This window comes from Sorangium sp. So ce1036, from assembly GCF_051369805.1.
GTDB classification, from domain to species: Bacteria; Myxococcota_A; Polyangia; order Polyangiales; family Polyangiaceae; genus Sorangium; species Sorangium cellulosum_F.
The window spans coordinates 4,495,101-4,521,395 of sequence record NZ_JBBMOX010000001.1 but is presented as its reverse complement, the minus strand read 5'-3'; the positions used below and the strand labels follow the sequence as shown (position 1 = coordinate 4,521,395).

General features: G+C 70.9%; 21 protein-coding genes. 9 read left to right on the top strand and 12 right to left on the bottom strand.

The features are described from left to right. Positions 1-375: 375 nt before the first annotated feature. On the bottom strand, positions 376-1,260 hold the full coding sequence (locus tag WMF31_RS17145; RefSeq protein WP_436602974.1) for a hypothetical protein: 885 nt from the start codon (positions 1,258-1,260) through the stop codon (positions 376-378). Between the two features lie 358 nt (positions 1,261-1,618). On the opposite strand from WMF31_RS17145, the gene WMF31_RS17140 reads away from it, so the two are divergent. The 6 genes from WMF31_RS17140 (at position 1,619) to WMF31_RS17115 (ending at position 10,116) form a co-directional block, all read left to right on the top strand. Beyond that, positions 1,619-3,064: a hypothetical protein gene (locus WMF31_RS17140; RefSeq protein WP_436602973.1), complete on the top strand. Its 1,446-nt coding sequence runs from the start codon at positions 1,619-1,621 to the stop codon at positions 3,062-3,064. Then, the gene (locus tag WMF31_RS17135) at positions 3,061-5,271 is read left to right on the top strand and encodes a hypothetical protein (RefSeq protein WP_436602972.1); all 2,211 of its coding nucleotides are present in this window, start codon (positions 3,061-3,063) and stop codon (positions 5,269-5,271) included. Before WMF31_RS17140 ends, WMF31_RS17135 begins: the two co-directional genes overlap by 4 nt. Next, positions 5,268-6,422: a hypothetical protein gene (locus tag WMF31_RS17130; RefSeq protein WP_436602971.1), complete on the top strand. Its 1,155-nt coding sequence runs from the start codon at positions 5,268-5,270 to the stop codon at positions 6,420-6,422. The genes WMF31_RS17135 and WMF31_RS17130 overlap by 4 nt, the downstream gene beginning before the upstream one ends. A gap of 264 nt (positions 6,423-6,686) precedes the next feature. Continuing rightward, a complete protein-coding gene (locus WMF31_RS17125; RefSeq protein WP_436602970.1) occupies positions 6,687-7,976 on the top strand; it encodes a hypothetical protein in 1,290 nt (429 codons plus the stop codon). Beyond that, positions 7,973-9,025 (top strand): hypothetical protein, encoded by a 1,053-nt coding sequence (locus tag WMF31_RS17120; RefSeq protein WP_436602969.1) that lies wholly within the window; start codon positions 7,973-7,975, stop codon positions 9,023-9,025. Before WMF31_RS17125 ends, WMF31_RS17120 begins: the two co-directional genes overlap by 4 nt. Before the next feature lie 29 nt (positions 9,026-9,054). Then, positions 9,055-10,116 carry a hypothetical protein gene (locus WMF31_RS17115; RefSeq protein ID WP_436602968.1) on the top strand — a complete coding sequence of 354 codons (1,062 nt, stop codon included), beginning with the start codon at positions 9,055-9,057 and terminating at the stop codon, positions 10,114-10,116. A 77-nt stretch (positions 10,117-10,193) separates the two neighbouring features. Here WMF31_RS17115 and WMF31_RS17110 read toward each other — a convergent pair whose 3' ends face one another. From WMF31_RS17110 to WMF31_RS17080, 7 genes are all read right to left on the bottom strand, one after another. Beyond that, a complete protein-coding gene (locus tag WMF31_RS17110) occupies positions 10,194-11,246 on the bottom strand; it encodes a type IV pilus twitching motility protein PilT (protein ID WP_436602967.1) in 1,053 nt (350 codons plus the stop codon). Positions 11,247-11,391: 145 nt separating this feature from the next. Beyond that, positions 11,392-12,144, bottom strand: a complete 753-nt coding sequence (locus tag WMF31_RS17105; RefSeq protein WP_436602966.1) for a thiamine biosynthesis protein — start codon at positions 12,142-12,144, stop codon at positions 11,392-11,394. Continuing rightward, positions 12,141-13,532 carry a phosphomethylpyrimidine synthase ThiC gene (thiC, locus tag WMF31_RS17100; protein WP_165373657.1) on the bottom strand — a complete coding sequence of 464 codons (1,392 nt, stop codon included), beginning with the start codon at positions 13,530-13,532 and terminating at the stop codon, positions 12,141-12,143. The genes WMF31_RS17105 and thiC overlap by 4 nt, the downstream gene beginning before the upstream one ends. A gap of 120 nt (positions 13,533-13,652) precedes the next feature. Then, entirely contained in the window at positions 13,653-14,105 is a 453-nt protein-coding gene (locus tag WMF31_RS17095) for an ExbD/TolR family protein (RefSeq protein WP_436602965.1), read from the bottom strand. Further along, a complete protein-coding gene (locus WMF31_RS17090; RefSeq protein WP_436602964.1) occupies positions 14,102-14,527 on the bottom strand; it encodes an ExbD/TolR family protein in 426 nt (141 codons plus the stop codon). Before WMF31_RS17090 ends, WMF31_RS17095 begins: the two co-directional genes overlap by 4 nt. Positions 14,528-14,629: 102 nt before the next feature. Continuing rightward, positions 14,630-15,352, bottom strand: coding sequence for a MotA/TolQ/ExbB proton channel family protein (locus tag WMF31_RS17085; RefSeq protein WP_436602963.1), 723 nt, complete (start codon positions 15,350-15,352; stop codon positions 14,630-14,632). Between the two features lie 170 nt (positions 15,353-15,522). Beyond that, complete coding sequence (locus WMF31_RS17080; RefSeq protein WP_436602962.1) at positions 15,523-16,314, bottom strand: energy transducer TonB; 792 nt, start codon at positions 16,312-16,314, stop codon at positions 15,523-15,525. Between the two features lie 275 nt (positions 16,315-16,589). Here WMF31_RS17080 and WMF31_RS17075 point away from each other — a divergent pair, with 275 nt between their 5' ends. Both WMF31_RS17075 and WMF31_RS17070 read left to right on the top strand, forming a co-directional pair. Beyond that, positions 16,590-19,796, top strand: coding sequence for a TonB-dependent receptor (locus WMF31_RS17075; RefSeq protein ID WP_436602961.1), 3,207 nt, complete (start codon positions 16,590-16,592; stop codon positions 19,794-19,796). A 30-nt stretch (positions 19,797-19,826) separates the two neighbouring features. Beyond that, positions 19,827-20,825, top strand: a complete 999-nt coding sequence (locus WMF31_RS17070; protein ID WP_436602960.1) for a hypothetical protein — start codon at positions 19,827-19,829, stop codon at positions 20,823-20,825. A gap of 180 nt (positions 20,826-21,005) precedes the next feature. Here the strand turns inward: WMF31_RS17070 and WMF31_RS17065 are convergent, their stop codons facing one another. The 3 genes from WMF31_RS17065 to WMF31_RS17055 form a co-directional block, all read right to left on the bottom strand. After that, a complete protein-coding gene (locus WMF31_RS17065) occupies positions 21,006-22,307 on the bottom strand; it encodes a hypothetical protein (RefSeq protein ID WP_436602959.1) in 1,302 nt (433 codons plus the stop codon). Positions 22,308-22,376: 69 nt separating this feature from the next. Next, positions 22,377-23,042: a class I SAM-dependent methyltransferase gene (locus tag WMF31_RS17060; protein ID WP_436602958.1), complete on the bottom strand. Its 666-nt coding sequence runs from the start codon at positions 23,040-23,042 to the stop codon at positions 22,377-22,379. Positions 23,043-23,053: 11 nt separating this feature from the next. Further along, positions 23,054-24,019, bottom strand: a complete 966-nt coding sequence (locus tag WMF31_RS17055; RefSeq protein WP_436602957.1) for an NAD-dependent epimerase/dehydratase family protein — start codon at positions 24,017-24,019, stop codon at positions 23,054-23,056. 100 nt (positions 24,020-24,119) lie between these two features. Between WMF31_RS17055 and WMF31_RS17050 the strand changes: the two genes are divergently transcribed. Further along, entirely contained in the window at positions 24,120-25,046 is a 927-nt protein-coding gene (locus tag WMF31_RS17050) for a lysophospholipid acyltransferase family protein (RefSeq protein ID WP_436602956.1), read from the top strand. 124 nt (positions 25,047-25,170) lie between these two features. Here WMF31_RS17050 and WMF31_RS17045 read toward each other — a convergent pair whose 3' ends face one another. Then, a complete protein-coding gene (locus WMF31_RS17045; RefSeq protein ID WP_436602955.1) occupies positions 25,171-26,145 on the bottom strand; it encodes a S66 peptidase family protein in 975 nt (324 codons plus the stop codon). Positions 26,146-26,295: the final 150 nt, after the last annotated feature.

Here is a 26,295-nt window from a genome sequence, read left to right as displayed (position 1 = left end):
AGCGGCCTTCCGGGAGGCCCGCCGCCCACGTCCTCCGTCGTCCGTTTCGACCCCTCCACCCGAGAGACGCCTTTGCCCGTCTCCGTGCGGCGGCACGTCCACCGCCCCCCTGGCAGCTCCCGTCTCCGGGGGGTGGATCCTCCACACACGAGATGCCTCTAGCCCGTCTCCATGCAGCGGCATGTCCACCGCCCCCTGGCAGCTCCCCGTCTCCGGGGGGTGGCGCCTTCATGGGCGAGACGCCCGCCGACCGTCTCTGGTGGATCCCTCTGCACAACAATACGGATGCCACCCGTCACTCCGGTGGACCCCCCTCCACAAAAATACGGAGACCACCCGTCTCACCGGTGGAGACGCGGTGGCATCCGGACGGGCTCAGGGCATGTCGCTCGCTCCGGACGGCAGCGCCGGCGCGGGCTCACCCTTCTTCGGGCGCGCCCTGCGGCGATCCCTGGCCACGTCGTCGACCAGCTCGACATACGGCCCCAGCAGGAACGCGACCAGCGCCTCGCTGCCGGCGATCTCGGGGTCGGCGTGGCCTTCGATCCTCTGCAAGAGCGCCCGCAGCGCCTCGCGGGCGGTCACCCACTGAGGCCGGCCGTCGCTCGGCCCCCCCGCGGGCTGCACCACCGCCGTGAACCCGAACGCCTTGCCAAAGCGCGCGTGGGCCGCGGCGAGCTGCTTCATGTGCCGCGCCCCGCCGAAGCCGGCAATCACGGCCTGAGCCCTCTCGCCCTGAAGCACGCTCATGCGCTGCACCATCGCCGTCCACTGGGCGCGGGGCCGGCGTGTGATGAAGCGCAGCCCCTCGGGCGCCGGGAAGAGCTGCGCATAGAGCCAGCGCGCCCCGGACGGTGAAGGGCTCTCCCCGTCGTCGGACAGGCCCGCCGCGCCCGCGTTCCATTGCTCGAAGGCGCGCCACCGATCGTCGGCGTCGGCGTTCGCGGCGCTCTGCTCGCTCGCGTCCGAGGCCGTGTGCGCCTCGTTGGCCAGCGCGTCCGCGCGCCTGGCGCGGAACGCCTGGAGCTCCTGCGCGGCAGCGTCGAAGCGCCGCCATGACAGCTCGATGTGCGGCGGCAGCGCGTCGAGCGGCTCGAGGCCCTCGGGCAAGGCCACCTCGCTGTCGGCGCGCTCCCGGCCCTTCATCGGCCGGAGCACCGCCGCGATGCGCGCGGCGAGCTGGTCGCGCAGCGCGAGCACATCAGCCGTTTCGAGCTGCGGGGGCAACGTCAGTGTGGATAAGACCGGTACATCAGCCAAGGAGACCTCCCTCTATCGAGTGACACTCCAGCGTATCGAGCCCTCTTGTGACCATGCAATGGATATGTGTCCCGAGCGGCGGCGCCCCTCCGCATAGCGAGAGGCCCTGCCGCCAGACCCAGACAATGCAGGTGGACGAGGGGCGCGCGAGGCGTTCGCGCCGACGCAGACAAGCGCTCTGCGGCGTTCACGGGGGGAGGTCGAGGGATGTCCTGTGCGCCGAGGACGGACGAGATGGCGCTCGGGGGCGATGCCAGGCCGAGCAATGTCCTATCGCTTTGCTGGAGACGCTTGCCGCTGGAGAGCGAGCGAATGAGCGTCCGCGGGCGAGAAAAATCTCGGGGTGGAGGCAATGCGAATGAGAGCGAGGCGACAGACGAAGATCCTCGTGGTGGCCGTGGCCGCCCTGGCGGTCGGCGCGATGGTATCCGGGTGCTGGAAGCGCAGCGATGACACGCTCGGGCGCTTCTGCGCGATGCCGGCGAACGGCGAGGAGTACTGCGTGGGCGAAAACATGGGCCCGGGCAGCGCATGGAGCCAGGCCGAGGACCACGGCGCGCTGCCGATCGCGATGTGGGCGACGTGGCCGAGCGACGAGACGCTCGATGACGTCGTATCGAGCTCGTACTGGCTGGATGTCTGGCTCGGCCACCTGGACGAGGCGGTCGCGTACGTGCGCGACGAGGCGAAGAACGCCGAGTCGCTCCGGGCGACGCTCGAGGGCAGGCTCGAGGACCTGCTCGACGAGGCCACGATCCGCCAGCGAGCGCTCCTCGCGCAGACGCCGATCGACGCGGCCGGCAACTTCAAGGCGGCGATGATCGACAAGGCGAGCGCCGAGGAGGAGCCGCTGCTCGCCGCGCTCGCGGCGGACAAGCAGGCGATGGCCGCGGCGCAGGCGGTCTTCGAGCAGGCGAGGCGCGACGCCGCGCCGCTGCAAGACAGGTACGCGGGCGCGGCGGCGCGGTTCGTTGCGTACCGCGCGACCGAGGCGGCGGAGACGGCGGCGTACGCGGCGCTCTCGGAGCGGGCGTCGCGGTCGGGCATCGAGGAGCTCGACGCGGTCGAGGAGGCGATCCTCGCGGCGGCGCGCGACGCGAGCCGCGCGCCGAACGAGCTCGCCGCGGAGGTCATGACGCTGTCGGCGGAGCTCCAGGCGCTCGCGGCCTCGTTCGAAGAGGCGATCGCGCCGCACAAGGACCTCCTCACCACGCACGGCGCGCCGATGCCGGACCTGACCTCGGGGGCGCTGCGCTCGCTGAGCGCGATGCTGGGTTATGTGCAGCGGCGGGTCGCCCGGAGCGACGCGGCCGCGACCGCGCTGCTCGGCGGCGTCGCCCTGCGCCGGCACGCGCTCGCGGCGCTGCAAGCGGACCAGGGGACGCGCGAGGCGCTCGTGCGGTCGCGGACCGAGAGGGCGTCGGCGGCCTTCCGTGAGGGGGCGCGCGCTCGGGCCGCGGCGGTAGCGGCGGCGCCGCCGGTGAGCGAGAAGCTCGGGCTTCCGCTCCTCGCCGACCGATACGGGGAGCTGACCGCGCTCGTCCAGATGCGGCCGCTCTGCGAGGCGGCGTCGTCGTCGTGGCGCGAGGCGGGGTGCGCCGTGCTCCGAGGGCGGTTCGACGCCGCGGAGGCCGAGCTCAGGACGAGCCTGCCCCGGAAGGTCGCGGCCGGCCTCGCGTCGCTGCGGGAGATGGGGATGGAGGCGGCGCTGCTCGACGCCGCGCAGGCGAGGCTCGATGCGGGCGACGTGAAGGGCGCCGCGATCGCGCACGACGCCGCCGTGCGCGGCGCGGAGGGGACATGAGCCGGTCGACCTGCGCCGCGCTGCGCGACCGGAGCGCCGCCGCCTTCCAGAAGCTCGTCGCGCTCGTCACGGCGCTGGCGGTGCTGGCGCCGTCGTTTGCGTGGGCGGGCACGCCGTACAGCCTGAGCTGGGAGCGCACGGCGTTCAGCGGGTCGTGCGAGAGGGCCTACCTCGTCGGACACCAGTTCTTTCGTGTCAACGACACGCCGCTGACCACGGTGGAGGTCCCCGAGGCGCTGGTGGACCTGCCGGATGGCTCGGAGATGAACAGGTCGGAGACCGAGTTCGACTCGGTGCTCCTCCGCATCGGAACGAACAATCTCCATTTCGACGTACAGCACGCCGCCGGCAACGACTGGTGCTCCGACACGCACGAGGTGGTGAACCTCGTGTCGGCGCCGCTCGGGCTGAACAAACCGCTCTTCGATGTCCGGCGCCGTGGAGCGAAATTCTCCGGCGACACCCGGATCAACCTCGGGCTCGCCGAGATCAACCCGCCGCTCGCGCGCGACATCGCGATCCTCGAGGCGACGGTCGCGGAGCTGCGCAAGGCGCTCGTCCGGAACGCCGCCAGGATCGCCGACCTGCGGGAGCGGATGGACCTGCTCCAGCAGCTCGACACCGAGCTGCACGACCTGGTGACCCGGCCGCTCGACGAGATCTCGCGGACCGACCTCGACGCGATCCTGGACCGGTACCAGGACGTGGTCGACGCGGAGACCCGGGCGGCGATGGAGCAGCTCGTCGACGACCTGAAGCAGAGCGTCCGCGATCTCGAGGGCGAGCTCGGACGGCTCATCGACGAGTTCGGCGCGCAGGCGGACGAGGTGGCGGATCTGGCGACGCAGACGGCGCGCGTCGAGGGGTGGGATCCGGACGATCCGCAGGCGTACGCGCTCGGCGAGAGCGACGTGCCGTGGGTCGAGGTGCCGGACATCGCGGAGGTGCCGGGAGCGTTCGAGGCGGGGAAAGACCCGTACGCGGCGTACGCGGACGCGGTGATCGCGGCGCTGGAGGAGGATGTCAGCGGCGGCGTGGTGGTCGCGCGGGCCGACTTCGTGGCGACCGTGCGGGCGTGGCGGGCGAACAGCGTGGCGCTGGAGATCGCGCTGCGTGACCGGATGGGCGTGTCGATCACCGAGACGAACGCGTTCCTGAACGCGCAGAACCGGGTCACGGCGTACGTGCGGCGGTTCATGGATGCATCGGACTGGTTCGTGGACACGCCGGTGCCGCCGGACCTGCGGGCGCAGGTGGACCTGGTGCTGAGGCCGCGGTTCGATGCGCTCGCCGACCAGTTGAAGGACAGCCTCAACCAGTGGACCGGGGAGGCGCTCGACCTGGAGCAGACGCAGCTCTACCAGACGATCAGCGCCTTCGCGGCGGCGGTGTCGACGGTCGGCGAGGGGTTCGTGGCGTACGGGGAGGTGCTGCAGACGCTCGTGCACGCCACGACGCGCATCGGGGTGGGGTTCGTGCCGGTGGTCGGGCCGGCGCTCGACCTGTGCGAGGCGGTCACGGGCAAGGCGTTCTGCCTGCCGTCGGGGCAGGAGCTGAGCGACGAGGAGAGGATCTTCTCGGGCGTGGGGTTCGGGCTCGGGGCGGTCGGGCCGATGTGGCGCGCGGTCAGCGCCGCTGGCGGGCTGACGCCGGGAGCGGTCCGGGTCGCCAGAACGATCGCGGAGATCGAGGATCCCGTTTGGGCAGCCATCCGCGCGAACCGGCGCAACTGGTACAAGACGCTGCGCGGAGCGGTCACGAGCATGCCGCTCGATGCGATGGAAAAGAAGGCGGCCAAGTTCATGCTGGACGACGGGAGGGCCTTGATCGGCGTGGGGGACGACGGCGTGCGCGATGTCCTGGGCATCCCGAGGGATGGTCGCAACGGCATTGCGAAGGCGCCCGACTTCCTCACAGTGACCAAAGGGAATAAGCTGGCGTTGAGCGAGGTGAAGTCAATCGCCAGTGAAACTGGAAAGGTTGATGTTGACAAGGCGATCGAGCAATTGGAAAACGCGATGAAGAAGCTCGATAAGGAGTGGGGACTTGCTGGTGATGTCGAGAGGGTTGAGCTCATCATGCCGAAGGGCGCGCCGCTCAACAATAACGATCTGAAGGTCGTGAGCGGCTATTTAGTCAAGGTAAGCACGGGTGAGCGGGTGCGCGTCAGAGGGTACAAGAACCTCGTCATGGTGATCGAGCTGTGAGCGACGGAAGTCCCTATTTCTATGCATGGTGTGACGAGGCGGACAGGGTCGATGCGTTCGCGGCGGCGATGTCTGTCCTTGTTGCTCGCGGCGCAACGTGTAATGTCGATATTCAGTCGATCGAACATCCAGATGTGGCATGGCGCCGATCGATTCCCATCGATGAGGCCATCGCGACGGTGCGTACTGCTTTTGCCCCTGGTACATACGTCTTCGCGTCGCTTCCAGTGGCGTTGAGCTCCGGATCTAGCGTTCGCTTCGCGGTTGTATGCAACGGTGATGATTATGAACGTCGCGGGCCCTCCGGGCCTCTGTGTGCGTCGCCGTTCGACCGGAGGGATCTGCTTCCGTGGACTCTCAAGATCGCCACTGGCGGCAGCATGCGCGGCGTGGAGCTCGAGGCGGCGATCGCGTCGATGCAAGTCCAGCGAGACGTCGAGGATCTCCTGATCCGCCTCTGCGCTCCGGAGACGCATGTGCGCGTGAAGACCGGCGCGTGCGTGGACGTCGGAGATTGGGGAGCCCCCGTCGAGACGTGCGCGACCTACCACGCGGACGCCGCGTCGGTTGCGCGCGATCTCGCCCTCTCGTGGGTCCATCTGTACGAGGGTGACAAGACAGCACTCACCGCGGGAATGTCGCTTGAGCTGCTGCGCGCGCGCATCGACGCCGCTCCGCATGGGGCCTGCGTCGGTATCGCAAGCGACATCGATCTCGTGCGCCAGCACATGCGGGTGGACTGGGCCATGGCGGCATCGAGAGAGACGCGGCCCACGCGCGCCGACGTCGCTCGTCGCGGAGCGCGCACCGCCATCGACGGGGACGCCGAGCTCACGCGCGAGACCGTCCTCAAGGCGCTCGATACACCCCCGCCCGTGCTTCTCGACGCGCTCGAAGCCTCTGCGGTGCCGGACGACGAATGGCGCAGCGTCGAGTCGGCCGCCATCGAGACCATCGCAGCGACGAAGGCGGGCGCGCCCACGTACGAGGCCGACCTCACCTCGCGGAAGCACTTCCAGTTCATCGAGCGCCACGCTCCCTTTCACGTCCGCCGCCTCCCGAGCGGCGGCGTGGTGCTGGCCACCCACCCGTACCGGACGCTCTGGCCGCTCTGGTCCGACGCTCTCTTCGTGCTCGGCCTGATGTCCTGACGCATCTCGTGGATGCTCTCCCTTCTCCAAACTTGGTGCCTTCGGCCGCAGGTCCCCGACGGAGCACCCCTCCCTGAGCGCGCGGAGCGCGCGATTTGGGAGGGGCGGACCGCGCGCAGGCGCGCAGCGCCGAGCACGGGCCGGGGGTGGGCATCCGCTCTCTCGAGGCCGTCCTCCGCACTTGCCGAACCGTCCTCATCGGCGACCAACACCGAGGGGTGGGATCCGGACGATCCGCAGGCGTACGCGCTCGGGGAGAGCGACGTGCCGTGGGTCGAGGTGCCGGACATCGCGGAGGTGCCGGGGGCGTTCGAGGCGGGGAGAGACCCGTACGCGGCGTATGCGGACGCGGTGATCGCGGCGCTGGAGGAGGATGTCAGCGGCGGCGTGGTGGTCGCGCGGGCCGACTTCGTGGCGACCGTGCGGGCGTGGCGGGCGAACACCGTGGCGCTGGAGATCGCGCTGCGCGACCGGATGGGCGTGTCGATCGCCGAGACGAATGCATTCCTGAACGCGCAGAACCGGGTCACGGCGGTCGTGCGGCGGTACATGGATGCGTCGGACTGGTTCGTGGACACGCCGGTGCCGCCGGACCTGCGGGCAGTGGTGGACACGGTGCTGAAGCCGCGGTTCGATGCGCTCGCCGATCAGATGAAGGACAGCCTCAACCAGTGGACGGGGGACGCGCTCGACCTGGAGCAGACGCAGCTCTACCAGACGATCAGCGCCTTCGCGGCGGCGGTGTCGACGGTCGGCGAGGGCTTCGTGGCGTACGGGGAGGTGCTGCAGACGATCGTGCACGCCACGACGCGCATCGGGGTGGGGTTCGTGCCGGTGGTGGGGCCGGCGCTCGACCTGTGCGAGGCCGTGACGGGCAAGGAGTGGTGCCTGCCGGCGGGGCGCGAGCTCAGCGACGAGGAGCGGATCTTCTCGGGGCTGGGGTTCGGGCTCGCGGCGGTCGGACCTGGCTGGCGCGCGATCAAGGGCGCCGGCGGGATGACGCCGGGGGCGGTCCGGGTCGCCGGGGAGATCGCGGAGGTCGATAAGGTCGTTGTCAAGGGGTTCGAGGTATGGAGGCTCCGCGGGTACAAGACGCTGAAAGGACACGTCACGGAAGCCGGGTTCAACACCTTCGAGAAGGCGGCGATCAGTTTCATGACCCGCGACGAGCGGGCGCTCCTCGGGGTCGGCGACGAGGGCGTGCGCAAGATGCTCGGCCTTCCAGACGAGTCGCTCCCCGGCATGTCCGGCGGGAGGGCTCCTGACTTCGTGACGGTGTCCCGCGGGCAGAAGCTCATCGTGAGCGAAGTGAAAGGGGGAGACGCAGTAAGGATCAAGGACGTGACCGACCAGTTGTCGAACGGGATGGAGGGGCTACGGAAGGAGGGGGTCGCCGGGGATGTCGAGCAGGTCGAGCTCATCATGAAACGCGGTGCGAAATTCAAGCCGGAAGATACCTATACCGTCAAGGATGGGTACCTCTTCAATGTGAAGAAGGGCAAGCGGGAGACCCTGAACGGGTTCAACAGACCCATCCGGGTGATCCAGCTATGAGCGACTCGGGACCGTGGTTCTTCGCCTGGTGTGATGGTCCACAGAGGCTCGACGCGTTGCTCGCCGCGCTGTCCGCCCTCGTATACCCAGGGACTCGTATCGGCGTGTTGCACGACGCTACCCTCATCCACACGACCTCCATGGATGAGGCGGTCGCGATGATCCGCGCCGAGTTCTCCGAAGGTCCTTCTGGTGGAGCAATCTTTGACGTGATGCTGAGCGGCTCCAAACGTCTCTTCGGTTGCAGCAGCGACTGCTACACGGAAGAGGCCGGCCGCGACATCTCGGCCGGCCCCATCGACATGGCCACGTGCGACCAGCGTAGGTTTCTCTGCTCGTACCTCGAGCTCGCCTGGGGCAGGGGCCCGCGCTCGATCGAGGCCGAGGCCGCGGTCGCGTGGCACCTGCTCCGGGATGACCTCGAGGACCTCCTGCTCCGCCTCTGCGCGCCGGACGCGAGTGGCCGCGTCCGCACCGGCGCATGCACGAACGCAGGAGACTGGATCGCACCCGTCCGCATGTGCGCGACGTACAACGCGGACGCGCGGGACATCGCGCGCGACCTCGCCCTCTCATGGCTACAGCGCCACGACAAGGAGATGGTGTCGCGCAACGCGGGCCTGTCGCTGGAAGCGCTCCGCGCGCGGGTGGAAGTTGCGCCGGCGGGGGCGCGCGTCCCGCTCAAGGGGGGCAGCGACCGCGCGCACGCGCTCTCCCGCGAGACCGTCCTCAAGGCGCTGGCAACGCCGCCCTCCGCCCTGCTGGAAGCGCTCGAGGTCGCGGCGGCGCCCGACGACGCGTGGCGCGCCGCCGAGCCGCGCGCGAGAGAGATCCTGGCGCTGACGAGCCAGATCGCGGAGACCGGGGAAGGCCCGCCCACGTGGCAGGTGCACACGGACACGCGCGCCCACGTCCGCTTCCTCCGCAAGCACGCGCCTTTTCACGTGCGCCGCCTCGCGGGCGGCGGCGTGATCCTGGCGACCCACCCGTACCGCTCGCTCTGGCCGCTCTGGGTCGACGCGCTCTTCTCGCTCGGCCTGATGCCCTGACCCAGAAACCTCATGAGGGTGAACCAAGGATGAAACCAGGGCCGTACTTCTTCGCCTGGTGTGACGAGGCAGAGCGGGTCGACGCGTTCGCCGCGGCGTTGCCGGCGCTCGTCGCGCGCGGGAGTTCCATCCGCGTGAGGATGGGCTCCGACGTGGATCGCACGGTGAATTTCGTGGACGAGGCGGTCGCGATGATGCGCGCCCACTTCGGACACACCGACACCGAGACCTGCTTCGACATGGAGCTCGACGATCGACGCATACTCTGTGGCCACTATCGCTGCTTCACGGACAAGAGCGAACGTCTCAAGCCACGGGGCCCCATCCACCTGGTCTCTGCCGACGTGGCGGACATTCTCCCGCTGGAAATGTACCTCGCCCTGGGCAGCGGCCCGCGCTCCGTGGAGGCGGAAGCCGAGCTCACGTGGCACATCGTTCTGGACGACCTCGAGGACCTGCTGCTCCGCCTCTGCGCGCCCGACGCGACCGGGCGCGTCTCGACCGGCGGCTGCACGAGCGCGTGGACCTGGCTCGCGCCGGTCTCGATGTGCGCGACGTACCACGCGAACGCCCGCGACATCGGGCGCGATCTCGCCCTGTCGTGGGTCAGCCTCCACGACGGCGAAAGCGTCTCGCGGATCGCGGGCCTGTCGACGGAGGCGCTCCGCGCGCGGGTGGACGCCGCGCCGGCCGGGGCGCGCGTGGTTCCGACGGACAAGAGCGGGCGCTCGATCCCGCTCTCGCGCGAGACCGTCCTCAAGGCGCTGGGCCTGCCGGGTTCCGCCCTGATCGAGGCGCTCATCGCCGCGGCGGACGTGCCCGACGAGGCGTGGCGCGCCGCGGAGCCGCGCGCCGAGGAGATCCACAACCTGACGGTGCAGGCCCGGGCGCGCGGTGAGTCGTTCACCCGCGGCGGCGGGTCCCTCGCCTGGGTGCAAATGACGGGCGAACACGTCTACTTCCTGGTCGATCACGCCCCGTTCCACGTCCGGCGCCTCCCGAACGGTGGCATCGTGCTGGCCACGCACCCGTACCGCACGCTCTGGCCGCTCTGGGCCGACGCGCTCTCCGCGCTCGGCCTCATGTCCTGACGCCGGCCGCATCCCCTCCCCGTCCGCGGGCCTCGCGCCCGGCCGCGCGGGGCGCGCCGGCCCACCGGCGCGGCCCCCTACAGCGACGTCACCGCCTTGGCCGTCTCCTTGGTGATGATCCCCTGGCCGACGAGCTGCCGCACGTGCGCCTCGAACGTCTGCATGCCGTACGGCGTGACCCCCTTCTCCATCAGCTCGCGCAGCGACGGGCTCCCCTCCGGGCGGCGGATCGCCTCGCGCACCGCGGCCGTCGCGATGAGCACCTCGGCGGCGAGCACCTCCCCCGTGCCGTCGCGCCGCGGGAGCAGGCGCTGCGCGACCACGCCCAGCAAGCAGTCCGCGAGCCGGTCGCGCGCCTCGCCCGGGCTCTTGCCCAGCGCGAGCAGCCGCCCGAGGGTGCGCGCGACGTCCGGCGTGTGCACGGCCGCGAGCACGAGGTGGCCGGTCTCCGCCGCGTGCAGCGCGAGCTCGAACGACGCGCCGTCGTGGAGCGAGCTCACCATCACGACGTCCGGGTCCTGCCGCAGCGCCGCGCGCAGGGCCGTCGGGAAATCCGCCGTGTCGACCCCGATCTCGCGCTGGCTCACGCTCGAGCGGTTGTCGTCGTGCACGTGCTCGATCGGATCCTCCAGCGTGATGATGTGGCGCGGCAGCGTCGCGTTGATGTGCCCGACGAACGCGGCGAGCGTCGTGCTCTTGCCGCTGGCCGCGGTGCCCGCGACCAGGACGAGGCCGTGGTCGTGCTCCGCGAGCGACCGCACGGCCGAGGGCACGCCGAGCTCGTCGAACGAGGGGGCCTGGAGCGGGATGCTGCGCAGCACGATCGCGAGCGAGCCGCGCTGGCGGTAGAGGTTCACCCGGAACCGGCCGAGGCCCGGGACGACAACCGAGGTGTCGTGCTCCTGGAGCGCGGCGAGCTCGTCGCGCGCAGGCCGCCCGGCGAGCAGCACGCGCGCCGCGGCCTCGCTGTCCTCGGGCCGGATCCTGTCGACCCGGAAGTAGACCATGTCGCCGCGCACGCGCGCGCCCGGCGGCTGACCGACCTTGAGGTGGATGTCGCTGGCGTGGGCGGCCAGCGCCTTGCCGAGGAGCTGGTGAAGGAAAGCCTCGGAGCTGTACGGCGTCGTCACGGGGGCAACGTACCAAAATGGCCCCCCGCGGGCCCAAAGCGCGGCGCGCGCGACCCGATCCCCGGGGCGTCACCACCGCGCGGCGCGCGACGCGACGGCGGCGGCGCCTGGCCGGCGGCCGAGCCCGCGGGGGCGGCGGCGGACGCTACGGCGGCGCCTGGCCGGCGGCGGAGCCCTGGGGCGAGACGTCGGGATCCAGGTCCGCGGGGATCCGGCCCGGATCGAGGAGCCCCTTGTCGGCCAGGGCGCGGGCCGCCGAGATCGCCAGCGCGCGCTGCGCCGCGGGGAGGTCCTGCCGGCCCGAGAGCTCGATCAGGACCGCGGCCGCGACGCGGAGCCCGTCCGGGTCGAGCGGCTCGCGCGGGCGCGGCGGGCGCCCGGCGATCCCGAGGAGCGCCTCGAGCAGCGGCCCGAGCGACGCGACGGGCGCGGCGCGGGCCCGCTCGGCCAGCGGCGCGAGCCCGAGGTCGGCGTCGTCGGCGTACGGCAGGGCGCGCAGGGCGGTGCGCTCGATCTCGCCGCCGTCGTCGAGGGCGGCGAGGAGCCCGGTGGCGCCCTCGGCCTCGGCGAGCCGGGCGAGCTCCAGCGGGTCGTCCCCGGCGGCGCGGCGCCAGCGGGGGTCCGTGAGGCGCGGGCTCGGCGGGCGCGGCGCCGCGGTGGGCGGGGGCCCCGAGGGCGGGGGGGCCACGGTGGCGCCGGTCGAGCTCTCCCGGCGGCACGCGAGGGGCGCGCACAGCGAGAGCGCGAGGAGCGCGACGGACGCGAGGCGCGCCGCGGCAGGCGCCGCCCCCCGCGCGCGGCCCACGGCCCCGCGGCCCACGCCCCCGCGGCCCACGCCCCCGCGACCGACGTCCCCGTGGCGCACGCCCCCGCGGCCGCTGCCGGGCGCCCGCCTCACGCCGGATCGATCAGCGAGAGCGAGCGCTTCGTGGGCGCGTTCTCGGCGGCGGCGTCGAGCTTCGCGTTGTACTCGTCGACCACGCGGTTGATGTGCATCGAGCAGTACTTCGGCCCGCACATCGAGCAGAACTCCGACGTCTTGAAGTACTCCTGGGGGAGCGTCTCGTCGTGCATCGCCCGGGCCGTCTCCGGATCGAGCGCGAGCGCGAACTGCTTGTTCCAGTCGAAGGCGTAGCGGGCCCGGCTCAGGGCGTCGTCGCGATCGCGCGCGCCCGGCCGCTTGCGCGCCACGTCCGCGGCGTGGGCGGCGATCTTGTACGCGATGAGGCCCTGCTTGACGTCCTCGGCGTTCGGCAGGCCGAGGTGCTCCTTCGGCGTCACGTAACAGAGCATCGCCGCGCCGGCGAAGCCGGCCATGGTGGCGCCGATGCAGCTCGTGATGTGGTCGTAGCCAGGGGCGAAGTCGGTGACGAGCGGGCCGAGCACGTAGAACGGCGCCTCGTGGCAGAGCTCCATCTCCTTCTGCACGTTCATGGCGATCTGATCGAACGGCACGTGCCCCGGGCCCTCGATCATGACCTGCACGTCCTTCTCCCACGCGCGCTTCGTGAGCTCGCCCAGCGTCTTCAGCTCGGCGAACTGGGCCGCGTCGCTGGCGTCGTGGAGGCAGCCCGGCCGGAGGCCGTCGCCCGCCGAGATCGTGACGTCGTATTTCGCGCAGACCTCGAGCACCTTGTCCCAGTGCGCGTAGAACGGGTTCTGCTTGCCGTGCTCGATCATCCACTGCGCCATGATCGAGCCGCCGCGCGAGACGATGCCCGTGATCCGGCCCTTCACGAGCGGCAGGTGCTCGAGCAGCACGCCCGCGTGGATGGTGAAGTAGTCCACGCCCTGCTTCGCCTGGTGCTCGAGCATGTCGATGAGGTCCGAGGCCGTCATCTTCGCCGTGCCCTTGCAGGCCTCGAGCGCCTGGTAGATCGGCACCGTGCCGATGGGCACCGGGGAGTCGGCGATGATCGCGCGGCGGATGCCGTCGATGTCGCCGCCGGTCGACAGATCCATCACCGTGTCGGCGCCGTACTTGATGGCGTAGCGCAGCTTCTCGAGCTCGCCGTCCACGTCGCTCGTGGTCTGGCTGCTGCCGATGTTGGCGTTCACCTTGCAGAGCGACGCGATGCCGATGCACATCGGCTCGAGGTTCACGTGGTTCTTGTTCGCGGGGATGACCATGCGGCCGCGCGCGACCTCGCTGCGGATGAGCTCGGGCGCGAGGTTCTCACGGCGGGCGACGTACTCCATCTCCTCCGTGATGACGCCCTTCCTCGCGAAGTGCATCTGGCTCTGGTTCGGGCTCCCGGCGCGCTTGCTCACCCATTCGGTCCGCAACATCGACAACCTCGCTTTCGAGGTCGGCGATGTAGGTCGCGACCGCGCGCGACGCAAGCCTGGCGTCGAGCCCGGCCGCCCCTCACGCCCGGCCCGCGGCGCGCGGCGGACGCGCCGCGCTCACGGCGGCGTCGCCTCGGGGAGCTCGGTCATCATGCCGAGCGTCTGCGCGCCGGCCGCCTTCGCGCTGTCCAGCACCTGCACGACGGTGCCGTAGACGGCGCCGTCGTCGGCGACGATGAACACGATCCTGTCCTCTGGCCTGCGCTGGCGCTCGAGGATCGGCCTGAGCTTCGCCGCGAGATCGGCGCGCTCGACCCGCTCGTCGTTGAGCTGCACCTCGCCCTGCGCGCTCACCCGGACGACGAGCTGATCGGGGGGCGGGGGCGTGTCCTCCCTGACCTGCTCGGTGTCGGGGACGCGCACGCCGATGTCCTTCTCGAGCAGCGGCGTGACGACCATGAAGATGATGAGCAGCACCAGCACGACGTCGACGAGCGGCGTCACGTTGATGTCGGAGTTCAGCGGCACCGCCGGCTTGACCACGAACTTCTTCTTCGCGCGCGCGCTCATCGCCGCGACCTCTCCTTCAGCTCCTCGACCGCCAGGGACACGCTCTTCGCGCCCGACCTGCGCGCCGTCTCCATCACCTTGCGGACGTCGCCGAACGTGAGCCGCTGGTCCCCCTTGACCAGCACCTTGCGCCCCGGCTGCGCGCCGAGCTCGCGCGAGAGGCGCTCGGCGAGCCCGGCGTCGTCGTACGGGTCGTTCTCGACCCACACGGTCTTCTCCAGCGTCACGGAGAGGATCAACGGATCCGCCCCCTTGCTCTCCTCGTCCACGCGCTCGGCCTGCGGCAGCTTCACGTCCTTGCCGCGCTGGAGCATCGGCGTGACGACCATGAAGATGATGAGCAGGACGAGGACGACGTCCACGAGCGGCGTGACGTTGATCTCACTCTTGGGGCCCTTCTGCGGGCCGACGGCCATTCCCATGGGAACGCTCGCTTCCGGCTGGGCGCGGCGCGGGGCGCCTGGGGCGGGCGCGCGCCGCGCGCGCCGCGTCCGCGAGGGCCCCCGTGCCGCGCGGGCTCTCCGCTACGCGGCCTCTTCTTCCGTGGTGGTCGACGAGAGGCGGCCGTCGAGCCGCTTCGCCACGATGTCGAGGAACTCGTTCGACGACTCCGAGATATCGATCGCCCGGGCGTCGATCCACCCCTGGAGGTAGTTGTACGCCATCACGGCCGGGATCGCGACGAGCAGGCCGAAGGCGGTCGTGATGAGCGCCTCCGCGATGCCCGCCGAGACGGTGCCGAGGCCGCCCGAGCCGGCGACCGCCATCTGCTGAAAGGCGGTCACGATGCCCATGACCGTGCCGAGCAGCCCGACGAACGGCGCCGTGGAGCCGACCGTGGCGAGCAGGCCGTAGCCGCGCTTCAGGCTGAGCACCTCGCGCTGCGCCTGCCGCTCGAGCGCCCGGGACACCGACTCGAACACGCCGTCGCGCTGGTGCCCGTCGGCGGGCAGCCGCGACGGGGCGCTCGACGCATAGGCGGCGAGCCCGGCGCCGATCACGCGCCCGAGATAGCCGATCTCGTCCTTGCCCCTCGTGGCGGCCCGGGCGCCCTCGAACTCGCCCCTGGCGAGGAGCGGCCCCACCTTCTCCGCGAACTCGCGCGAGGCGGCGCGCGACTTGAGCGACACGACGAGCCGCTCGCCGAAGATGATGAGGGACGAGACCGACATGAAGGCCAGCGCGAACACGACCGCTTTCGCGAAGGGCCCCATGTGCCCCCAGAGCTCAATCAATGTGAATTGCATCGTCTCGCTCGCGCCTCCTGGCGCTCCGTGGTGTCGTGGTGGTTTTCACTGTGCGGGACCGGCGCCGCCGGACGCCGATGAGAATCGAACCATTCCGAAGAGCGGGCCTGTCCGCTGCCCTCCCTGCCACGCGCTCCGCCAGCCCGACAACGCCCGCGCGCCATCATGGATCAAGGGAGCTTGAGGCGGATGGGGATCACGTAATCGACCGAGACCGGGCGCCCCTGGTACATCACCGGCGTGTACCGGGACGCCGCGAGCGCGGCGAGGATCTCCCGGTCCATGTGGGGGAGCGACTTGACCATCCGGCAGTTGGTCAGCGTGCCGTCCACCTTGATGACGCACTTGGCGAGGGCGAGGCCCTCGACCCGCGCGGCGAGGGCCTCGCGCGTGTACACGGGGTCGCGCCCCGCGACCTTGGTCGGCCGGTTCATCCCGGGGCCGAACGGCAGCACCACGTTCTGCGGCGGCGCCGGGCTGCCCAGCTTTCCGCCGAGCGTCCCGCCCAGCTTTCCGCCGATCTCCCCGCCGAGCGTCCCGCCGACGGTGCCCCCCTGCACGCCGCCCTCGACGCCCCCCTCGACCCCGCCCGGCTGCTCCGGCGCCTCCGCCTTGACCGGCTCGGGCTCCGGCTCAGGCCGCTTGGCCTTCGGCTTCTCCGGCATGTCGTAAATGGTGTCGGGCGTCTTGACGGGCTTCGGCTTCTCGATGCGCTCGACCTTCGGCGGCTCCTTCGCCTTCGCCCCGCCGCCCGCCGGCGGCGGGGGTGGCGGGGGTGGCGGCGGCGGCGCCGGGGCGAAGAAGGTGACCTCCACGTCCTTCTTGTGCTGCTCGACCCGAGGACGCGTGGCGTGCCAGAGGAGGGCCCCCGCGATCGCCGCGTGCGCGACGAGGGAGAGCACGGCGCCCGTCCCGAGGCGCCCCTGGGTGGCGGTGGCGCGACCTAGTACCGAGTCGAACATGAGGGGTGATGACTCCTTGGATTCGAGCTGAGCCGATCGGCGCGGAGACACCGGTACCGTGAGGCGGCGCGCCGCGCCCACCCGGAGTGTACCAGCGAGCAGGTACTACAAAAAAGTCTATTGTCTCGTGCGATTCCTGTCTAGGGTAAGGCAGCACTCGCGGGGCCTACTTTCCTGGAGGGAATTCCGTGAATTTTCTCGCAATGACGATGAAACACGGAGCGCGCTCACCACGTGCGCCGTTGGGGTTGTGGGTGGCATTGCTGCTGCTCACCATGACACTGCTCACCGCCGTCCCGGCGTTCGCCCAGACCGGCAACAGCGTTCTTCTTGGACGGGTGACCGACGCGTCGAGCAAGGCGCCGGTCGCCGATGTGGTCGTGACGGCGACGTCGCCAGCGCTGCAAGGGGAGCAGCTGGTGGTCACCGACGCATCCGGGCAATACCGTATCCCGAACCTGCCACCGGGCGACTACACCCTGCGCCTGGAGAAGGAAACGTATAGGCCGTACGCGCGCGGCGGAATCGCATTGCGCGCCGGGATGACCCTCCGCGTCAATGTCGAGCTCCTCCCCGAGGCGCTGAAGGCGCAGGAGATCATCGTCGTCGGCCGCCCGCCGACGGTCGACATCGGGTCGAGCTCGGTGGCGCAGAGTATCACGGACGACTTCTCGCGGCGCGTCCCCGTGTCGCCGCCCGGCGGCAAGGGGGCGGCGTCGCGTTCGTTCGAGTCGATCGCCGCGGTCACCCCCGGCGCCAAGAGCGATGAGTTCGGCACGTCGATCGCGGGCACGTCCTCGCCCGAAAACCAGTACGTCATCGATGGGCTCTCGGTGAATGATCCCGCGTATGGGATCATCGGGACTCCCCTTACGATGGAGTTCATCAAGGAGGTCAACGTGGTGAGCGGCGGGTACATGCCCGAGTTCGGCCGCGCCACCGGGGGTGTCCTCGACGTCGCGACCAAGAGCGGTGGCAACGAGCTCCACGGCTCGGTCTTCTTCAACATCACGCCCGGCCTCCTCGAGGGCGAGAGCACGAAGGTCCGGCGCCAGGGCGAGACCATCCAGACCGACGACCGCCTCTCCTCGATCCGCGACTACGGCTTCACGGTCGGCGGCCCCATCCTGAAGGACAAGCTCTGGTTCTTTGGCGGGCTCAGCCTCGCGTTCCAGAGCGTGACGCTCGAGCGCAACCTCTTCGCGACCCGGTACGACGCCGAAGGCAAGCCGGTCGTGGGCGAGGACGGGTTCAACGTCATCGATCGCCTCCCGGGCTCGCAGCGCTTCGATCGCGCCGAGGAGCGGACGCTCCAGTACATCGGGAAGCTGACCTACCAGATCGATCCGGACCACAGCGTCGCGCTGTCGGTCTATGGCTCGCCGACGAGCTCGGGCGGCAACGGCACCTACGGGTTCGATCCGCATCAGGGCGCGGTCCAGGTCTCGAACCTCATCGGCGAGTACGGTCCGCTCGCGCACGAGTTCATCGCGTCCTCGACCGACGTCGCGCTGAAGTGGTCGTCGGCGTTCAACAACAAGACCCTCCTGTTCGACGCGACGCTCGGCTGGCACAGCCAGCGGCACGGGCGCCTCCCCCCCGACGGCTCGAGGCTCGGATCGAGCGAAGGCCTCGCCGGCGTGCCCATGGTGATCTGGCAGAGGACCCGGAAGGACAACCGCCCCTGGCGGCATTCCATCGACGAGTTCGAGGCGCTCTCTCCCGAGGCGAGGGAGATGTGCGAGCAGCGCGACGTGGGCGACGTGCGCGTGGTGCCGTGCGCGGTGCGCAGCTACTGGACGGGCGGCCCCAACTTCCTCGAGGACTCGTCGCAGGACCGCTTCCAGCTCAAGGCGATGGTGACGAGCATCTTCGAGGGCCTCGGGCACCACGTCGTGAAGGGCGGGCTCGACGCCGAGATCATGCTGTACGACCACCAGAAGGCCTACCCGGGCCTCGTCGTTTACACGGAGAGCTCGGACGGCTCGTTCTTCTCGGACGCGCGACAGCTCGGCTTCCTGACCGGCCCCGAGATCGCCGATCACGTCCTCCAGCCGACGACCGAGGTGTCGTCGCTGTCGACGACGATCGGCGGCTTCGTCCAGGATAGCTGGAGCATCCTGGACAAGGTGACGCTGAACGTGGGTGTTCGTTATGACGCGCAGTACCTGTTCGACAACGACGGCGAGCTCGGGATGGCGCTGCCGAACCAGTGGTCGCCGCGCGTGGGCGTCGTCTACGACGTCACGCAGCAGGGCCGGTCGAAGGTGTTCGCGAATTACGCGCGCTACTACGAGAGCGTGCCCCTCGATCTCGTGGATCGCGCGTTCGGCGACGAGCGGCAGATCCGCGCCTATCACAGGGCGGCGACCGACTACGACGACCCGAACGATCCGGGCTGCAACCCGCGCGATCTCGAGGACGCGCTCGGCACGGGGCCGGGCCAGTGCATGAGCCACGAGAACCGGATCGAGGGCACGGAGGCCGCCTCGCCCTACGGGATCACGCCGGCCTCGTACGATCCGAACCGGCACTGGATCCCGACCGGCAGCGGCAAGACGCCCGTGGATCCGGACATCAGCCCGCAATCGTCCGACGAGCTCGTGCTCGGCGGCGAGTACGAGATCATCCCGACCGGGCGGATCGGCGCGATGTACACGAAGCGCTGGATGAACAACGTCATCGAGGACATGAGCCGAGACGAGGCGAGCACCTACTTCATCGGCAACCCCGGCAAGGGCATCGCCAAGGACTTCCCGGAGCCCACGCGCGACTACGACGCGCTGACCCTCTACTTTCAGAAGTCGTTCGACGATCTGTGGCTCGCCCAGGCGAGCTACACGCTCTCGTTCCTGCGCGGCAACTACTCCGGCCTCTTCCGTCCCGAGACCAACCAGCTCGATCCGAACATCACCTCGGATTTCGACCTGACCTCCCTCCTCGACAACCGCGAAGGCTACCTGCCGGGCGATCGCAGGCACGAGCTCAAGGTGTTCGGGGCGAAGTCGTTCTTGCTCCCGCGCGGCGATCTCGTCGACCTCGGGCTCACCTTCCGCTCGCGCTCCGGCGGCCCCACCGACTTCTGGGGCGCGCACCCGCTCTATGGCAACGACGAGGCCTTCATCCTGCCCCGCGGCTCCGGCGAGCGGCTGCCGTGGGTTCATAACGTGGATGGGCACATCGGCTACTCGGTGAAGCTCGCGAAGGACAGCTATCTCACCGTCACGATGGACGTCTTCAACCTCTTCAACTTCCAGGCGGTCACGTCGACGGACCAGCGCTACACGGTGGCCTACGTGGACGTGAGGGAGTGCCGCAACGGGACGTTCGCGGACCTGGAGCCGGCCAGCGGCGAGAGCTGCCTGAAGACGCTCGACGGCGAGCGGTTCGACAAGGCAGCGGACAAGAACCCGAATTTCGGCAAACCCACGTCCTACCAGGCGCCCCGGCAGCTCCGGTTCGGCGCGCGGGTCACGTTCTAGCCGCGACGCGCTGGCGAAAGGAAACAGGCGATGAAGATACGATTGCTTGGTTGGTTTGCAGGCCTCGCGGCGGTGGCGGCCGCGACGTCTCCGGGCTGCTCGCAGCCCAAGCCGGAGTGCACCGTCGGCAGCGCCACGAATTTCCCGTTCGCGGCGAAGCTCGTCCTCGTCGACGGAGATCCCGAGAGCCCGTGCGCGCAGAAGAAGGGCCTGACGCTGGGGATGCAGACCTACAACCCGGACGCGGGGGGGAATCCCGATCGGGAGACGAAGCTCGTCGCGCTCCAGACGGATCGCGACGAGTGGTCCGAGGGCGGCATGATCCTCGAAGAGAGCGAGGATCGGAAGACATATGCGCTCGGAGCCTTCGAGTCGATCGCGCCGGACGCCAACAACCTGTGCCGGATCCCGTCGCTCTCTCCTGCCGAGCTGCTGGTCGTGCCCGGAGGCGAGGGCGGGGCTGGCGGTGGCGGCGGTGGGGGCGGCGCAGGAGAAGGCGGCGCCGGTGGTGAGGGCGGCGCCGGCGGCGCCGGCGGCGAAGGCGGCGCCGGCGGCGCCGGCGGCGCCGGCGGCGAAGGCGGCGCCGGCGGCGAAGGCGGCGCCGGCGGCGAAGGCGGCGCCGGCGGCGAAGGCGGCGAAGGCGGCGAAGGCGGCGCCGGCGGCGAAGGCGGCGCCGGGCCTGCCGACGAGGGGCGCTCCATCAGGTACGAGTGGAGCAACATGGAAGTGTATGTGACGGCCGCGAACCTCGGGAATCAGTTCCAGGCCGACCTCACGTACTCCGAGGGCAGTTGCACCGCGAAGTACAGGGTCGTCGGGCTCTGGCCCGAGGTGCATTGCGAGAAGCTCAACGACGAGGGTGAGCCGACCGGAGAGCCGGAAGACAAGCTCTGCGACAACATCCCGGATCCCGAGGCGCCTTACTACCTCCCCTACGCCTCCGGCATCTCCGCGGATCTCAAGGTGAAGTGCGATCCCGACCTGCTCGTCTGCGTCCTCGACTCCGACACGATCCAGACCTTCGAGTAGATCCCGAATCGCCCCGCCGGGCGCGGCGCATCGCCCCGCGCCCGGGCTGGCACCGCGTCCCCCCAAGCTCGCCCACGCCTCGTCGCTCACGGGGCCTGCGCACCGGCGGGCCCCTCTGAAGCCCGCCGGAGCGCAGGCCCCGTGAGCGACAACCCCGGGACGAGCTTGGGTGACAGCGTGCTAGGGCGATCGCTTCGCGGTCACCTTCTCCAGCGCCGCGCAGGCGTTGCCGCTCGCGATGTCGAGCGCGGCGGTGAGCGCGCACAGGCGCGACGCGCGCCCGAGCGCGGCCGGGTTCCCCGACACGATCGCCCTCTTGGCCTCGTCGATCGCGCGCACCGAGAGCATCGTCCGCGCGCGGGGGGTAAGGTCCGCGCGGCGCGGCGCGAGCACCTCGCCGAGCCTCGGCCCCGGATCGGCGGCCGGCCCCCACGTCCAGACCGAGGCGACCAGGGCGTCCGCGAACGCCGCGCGCAGCTCGTCGCCGCCGCGCGCGCCGTCGCACGGCAACGCAGGGCCGCTCGGCCCGACGTCGGCGGCCGTGAGCCGCCGCTGCGCGATCCGCCGGAGCAGCTCGCCGCTCACGCCGGAGATCGCCTCGTCCTCGGCCGAGAACGCCCCCGCCTTGAACCGCACCGCGAACGCGGCGCACTTCGCGTCGCGCTCCTCGCGGCGCCGCTGCTCGTCCCGGGCCTTCTCCTCGGCGCGCTCGCGCGCCTCGCGCTCCCGCGCCTCGCGCGCCTCGACCGCCGCGCACGCCTCGATCCGCGCCGCCACGCGCCGCTGCTGCTCGCTCGTGGCCCGGTCGAGGTCGCCCTCCGAGATGCCGCGGACGGCGCACACCGCCGGCTGGCCGAGCAGGGCGTCGATCCGCGCGCGCGCCATGTGCACGCGCGCGATGACCGCGAGCGCCGCGACGATGACCAGCCCCGAGATCACGACCGTGGCCAGCCGGCGCAGGCGCCTCCGGCGATACGCCTTCTCCAGCGCGCCGCCGCCGCCCTCGTCGAGCAGCTTGCGGCAGCGGGCGAGCGTCGCCTGCCAGTGCACGACGTCCTCGGCGAGCACCTGCAACGGCTCCGAGAACGGGCCGTCGCGCCGGACCTTGCTCGCGAGCCGCTCGAGGCACATGCCCACGTCCGGCCCCGTGCCGTGGTTCGTCACCTCGGCGACCCCCTGCAGCATCCCGCCGAGGCGCCCCGCGTGGACGTTCCAGGCGACGACCGCCTCGGAATGGCTCTCCTCGAGCCGCAGGATCGCCTCGCGCACCTCGTCCATCGGCAGGAGGCGCTCGACGTCCTCGACGCGGACGCCGGCGAGCTTCGCCGCCTGCTCGACGCCGCGCCGGAAGCCGCCGAGCAGCCCCGCGGGCGCGAGCTCGTGGAGCCCCTCCGGCATCCTGCTCGCCTGGATGGACACGCCGGCCTGGTGAAGGGGCCCCATCGCGCAGGTGAGGAAGGTGCCCCCGAGCTTCACTTCCATGGAAATCGTCGCTCTCCTCTACCGCGGACGCCGCGGCGCGAAAAGCCTCGCCGCGGCGTCCGCGACGGTTCACCGGCTGCGGCGCGACGCCTCGAGGTCCCAGAGCGCGTAGAGCACATCCACGTCGTACTCGGTATGTCGCCACCCCGGGTGGAGCCGGTAGCTGCGCGGGAGCAGGCCGGCCCGCTGGATGGCCTCGGTCTGCTCGGCGAAGGTGTAAAGATACATGCTCACGCCGGACAGCTCGACGTCGGAGAGCGGGCGCGCCGCGCGCTGGTGCATCCGGACGTGCGGCCTGCGCTCGACGATGCTCACCAGCATCCGGCCGCCGGGCCGCAGCGCGCCGGCGAGGTTCGCGAGGACGAGCCCGAGGTCGTCGCAGAACTCCAGCGTGCCGAGGGCGAGGACGACGTCGAACCGCCCCCAGGCGCGCGGGATGGGCAGGTGGTAGTCGTGCTGGTGATAGGCGCCGTGGGGCCGCTTCTTGCGGGCGATCGCGAGCATGGCCTCGGCGATGTCGAAGCCCACGACGTCGACGGACGGCGGGAGATCGCGGGTGAGGTGGCCCGGGCCGCAGCCCGCGTCGAGCACGCGCGCCTCCCCGGAGACCGCCTCGCGCAGGAACGCGCGCACGAGCTTGTCGTAATGCTGGATGTCCTTCCAGGTGGAGATGTAGTCAGGGGCGAAGTCCTCGTAATACTCCGCGAGCCGCTCGATCCGGGTCGACCGCTTCATGGCGCGGCCCATCACGTGATGTCGTCGACCGCCTGGACGGTCTCGTGGATGTCGTGCTCGTGCGTGTAGCCGAGGATCTCGCGCGCCCGCCGGTCGTCGACCATGCACACGTAGCGGATGTGATCGAGCTCGGGGGCCGGGAACGAGGTCGCCCGGAACCGCCACAGCCGCGGGACCATCGTCTGCATGAGGAAATGAGGGATCGCGACGCGCGTCCGCCCGGTCATCGCGATGACGCGCGACAGCGGCAGCGGCGCCGGGCCCGCGAGGTTGAAGATGCCGCGCACCCCGGGCCGGAGCGCCGCGATGATCGCGGAGACGACGTCGTCCTGGTGGATGACCTGCACCATCGGATCGAACCCGAGGAGCGTCGGGATCACGTTGAGCCGGAGGTAGTTCGACGGCGCGTTGCGCACGGAGCCGAGGATGTGGACCGGCCTCAGGATGACCGTCTCGGTCTGCGGGTGCTTCCAGAAGAACGACTGCGCCAGCATGTCGACCTCGATGAGGTCGCGGATCTCGCTGAACGACGCGCCGCCGAGCAGCGGCGCGTCCTCGGTCAAGAACTGCGCGTTGTCGGGGCGCGGCCCGTAGGCGTTCGCGCTCGACAGGACGACGAGCTTCTGCACGTCGTACTGCGCGATGAACTCGAGCAGCCGCTGGAAGCCCGCGAGGTTCCAGCTGTGGTGCTCCATCTGGTTGACCCGCGGATCGTGCATGACCCCGAGGTGGACCACCGCGGCGAGCTGCTCCTGGCGGAAGAGGTCCTGGGTCTTCTTGCGGCGGATATCGAGCTGGTGATGCTCGATGTCCTTCGGCCGCCCGTCGAAGCTGCGCCGGTCGACGCCGATCACGCGCCGCTCGCGGTGGAGGCGCCGCGCCAGGCGCCGCCCGAGGCGACCGCAGATGCCGGTGACGAGGATGGGCCTGAGGGACGGATCGGTGTCCGCGCCGGGGCGGCGGACTCGGCCGAGCATGCGTTCGCTCATCGGCTCGACGGTCGCTTCGGGGCGGCCACTGGTCAAGTGGCTTCCTTCCGGTGCAGGCCCACGCGAGTTTTGCTATCGTCGCGCGCCCATGCCCAGCACGAGGGCGCTCGCCAGGCTCAGCCACTTCGCCACCCACAGCGCGCTGCCGCTCGTGCGGCTCGGGATCGACGGCGTGCGCGGCACGATCGACGACGCGACGATCCGGCTGCTCGGCCGGGACTTCGAGGATCGGCTGCGCCGGGTCGCGCTGCCGCTCGCCGCCGAGGGCGTCGACCCGTTCGGGCTCGACCCGGCGTGGGCGAAGTACGCGGTCGGCGTCGCCGCGTTCTTTCATCGCTGCTATTTCCGGACCGAGGTGCACGGCATCGAGCGCGTCCCGACCGGCCGCGTCCTCCTGATCGCCAACCACTCCGGCCAGCTGCCGTTCGACGGGCTGCTCATCGCGGCGTCGCTGTTCCTCGACGCGGAGCCGCCGCGCGTGATGCGGAGCATGGTCGAGAAGTGGACGCAGACCCTGCCGTTCGTGTCGACGTTCTTCTCGCGCGTGGGTCAGGTGGTCGGCGTGCCCGAGAACGCGCGGCGGCTGCTCGACATGGGCTCCGCGATCCTGGTGTTCCCGGAGGGGACGCGCGGGATCTCGAAGGGGTTCTCCAGCCGCTACCAGCTGCTCGATTTCGGGCTCGGGTTCATGCGGCTGGCGCTCGAGACCGACACGCCGATCGTGCCTATCGCGGTCATCGGGGGCGAGGAACAGTACATCTCGCTCGGCAACCTCGAGGCGGTCTCGAAGGCGCTCGGGATGCCCACGTTCCCGATCATCCCTCAGCTGCTCCTCCCCGGAGGCCAGCTCCCGCTGCCGACCAAGTACCGGATCTATTTCGGCGAGCCCATGACCTTCCGCGGCGACCCCGACGACGACGACGCGGTGATCCAGGAGAAGGTCGCGCTCGTGAAGGGCAGGATCCAGTCGATGCTGAACCTCGGGCTGAAGGAGCGAAAGAGCATCTTCTGGTGAGCGCGTGAGGGTGGCGGCGTCGTTCGGGGGGCTCCCCGGAGGGGCTGGAGTGTAGGCGGGCCACAAAACAGGCCCGCCGGAACGCAAGCCCCGGAGGTGAGCCCCCCGAACGACGCCGCCACCCTCACGCGCCCGCGAGCGTCACGGCGGCCTCGGGGCCGTGAGACAGGACGCGCGCGCGGCCGCCGAGGATGGCGGGCTCGTTGCGCCGCCCGTGGCCGATCGGCAGCCCCGCGACGACGGGGATGCCGAGGGGGAGCAGCCTGTCGCGCAGCACGTCGTCCACGGTGACGCCGTCCGGCCCCGGATTGCACTGCTCGAAGTCGCCGAGGACCACCGCCGCCGCCCGGGCGAGGTGGCCGCCGACCTCCAGCGTCGCGAGCATGCGATCGATGCGGTAGGGGCGCTCGGTGACGTCCTCGAGCAGGAGGACGCACCCGTCCGGCACCTCCAGGCGACCGGCCGCGGCGCAGGCGTGCAGCAAGGCGAGGTTGCCGCCGAAGAGCGGCCCCTCGGCGGCGCCGACGCGCAGCGCCGTGAGGCCGTCGAAGCGGCGCTCGCCCAGCGGGTCCTCGAGGGTGCGGATCAGCGCGTCGCGGGCGCGGGCGTCGCCGCGCCCGAGGGCGGCGACGTGGGCGCCGTGGAGCGAGGCGACGCCGACGCGCGCGGCCTCGACGTGGAGCGCCGTGATGTCGGAGAAGCCGACGATCCAGCGAGGGCGCTCGGCGAGGAGGCGCCAGTCGAGCCGGTGCACGAACCGGTTCGCGCCGTAACCGCCCCGGGCCGCGAAGATGGCGCGCACGTCGGGGTGCTCCAGCGCGCGGACGAGCTCGTCCCGCCGGCGCGCGTCGCTGCCAGCCAGGTAACCGGCCCTCGAGAACAGTCCTCGGCCCGGCGGGCCGGAGAGCGGGAGATCCATGCCCTGGTCAGCGTCACCTGCGCGCGGAGCGCCGCTGTCCGTGTCGAAGAGCACGCGGTAGCGCCGGGCGAGCCAGCCGAGGCCGACCCAGGCGAGGACGTGCTCGAACGGGCTGGAAGGGGCGATCACGGCGATGGTGTCGCCCGGTCGAAGCGCTGGAGGGAGGATCGGAGAGGGCATGATCGCAGAGGGCGTTCGCGGGACCAGCGCGCCGGGGACACGGCTTTCGGACGAGGATGCCGCGCTGGAGAGGCGCAGTCCCGAGGGGCGGCGGAGCCGGGTCGACTTTGCCTGTCGAGGCCGCCTGCCGCCCTGCGAGAGCGCAACCCG

Coding starts and splice junctions, on each gene's coding strand:
- WMF31_RS17140 (WP_436602973.1), top strand. CDS start 1,619: ATGAGAGCGAGGCGACAGACGAAGATCCTCGTGGTGGCCGTGGCCGCC.
- WMF31_RS17135 (WP_436602972.1), top strand. CDS start 3,061: ATGAGCCGGTCGACCTGCGCCGCGCTGCGCGACCGGAGCGCCGCCGCC.
- WMF31_RS17120 (WP_436602969.1), top strand. CDS start 7,973: ATGAGCGACTCGGGACCGTGGTTCTTCGCCTGGTGTGATGGTCCACAG.
- WMF31_RS17115 (WP_436602968.1), top strand. CDS start 9,055: ATGAAACCAGGGCCGTACTTCTTCGCCTGGTGTGACGAGGCAGAGCGG.
- WMF31_RS17095 (WP_436602965.1), bottom strand. CDS start 14,105: ATGAGCGCGCGCGCGAAGAAGAAGTTCGTGGTCAAGCCGGCGGTGCCG.
- WMF31_RS17090 (WP_436602964.1), bottom strand. CDS start 14,527: ATGGGAATGGCCGTCGGCCCGCAGAAGGGCCCCAAGAGTGAGATCAAC.
- WMF31_RS17085 (WP_436602963.1), bottom strand. CDS start 15,352: ATGCAATTCACATTGATTGAGCTCTGGGGGCACATGGGGCCCTTCGCG.
- WMF31_RS17080 (WP_436602962.1), bottom strand. CDS start 16,314: ATGTTCGACTCGGTACTAGGTCGCGCCACCGCCACCCAGGGGCGCCTC.
- WMF31_RS17075 (WP_436602961.1), top strand. CDS start 16,590: ATGACACTGCTCACCGCCGTCCCGGCGTTCGCCCAGACCGGCAACAGC.
- WMF31_RS17070 (WP_436602960.1), top strand. CDS start 19,827: ATGAAGATACGATTGCTTGGTTGGTTTGCAGGCCTCGCGGCGGTGGCG.
- WMF31_RS17065 (WP_436602959.1), bottom strand. CDS start 22,307: ATGGAAGTGAAGCTCGGGGGCACCTTCCTCACCTGCGCGATGGGGCCC.
- WMF31_RS17060 (WP_436602958.1), bottom strand. CDS start 23,042: ATGAAGCGGTCGACCCGGATCGAGCGGCTCGCGGAGTATTACGAGGAC.
- WMF31_RS17055 (WP_436602957.1), bottom strand. CDS start 24,019: ATGCTCGGCCGAGTCCGCCGCCCCGGCGCGGACACCGATCCGTCCCTC.
- WMF31_RS17050 (WP_436602956.1), top strand. CDS start 24,120: ATGCCCAGCACGAGGGCGCTCGCCAGGCTCAGCCACTTCGCCACCCAC.
- WMF31_RS17045 (WP_436602955.1), bottom strand. CDS start 26,145: ATGCCCTCTCCGATCCTCCCTCCAGCGCTTCGACCGGGCGACACCATC.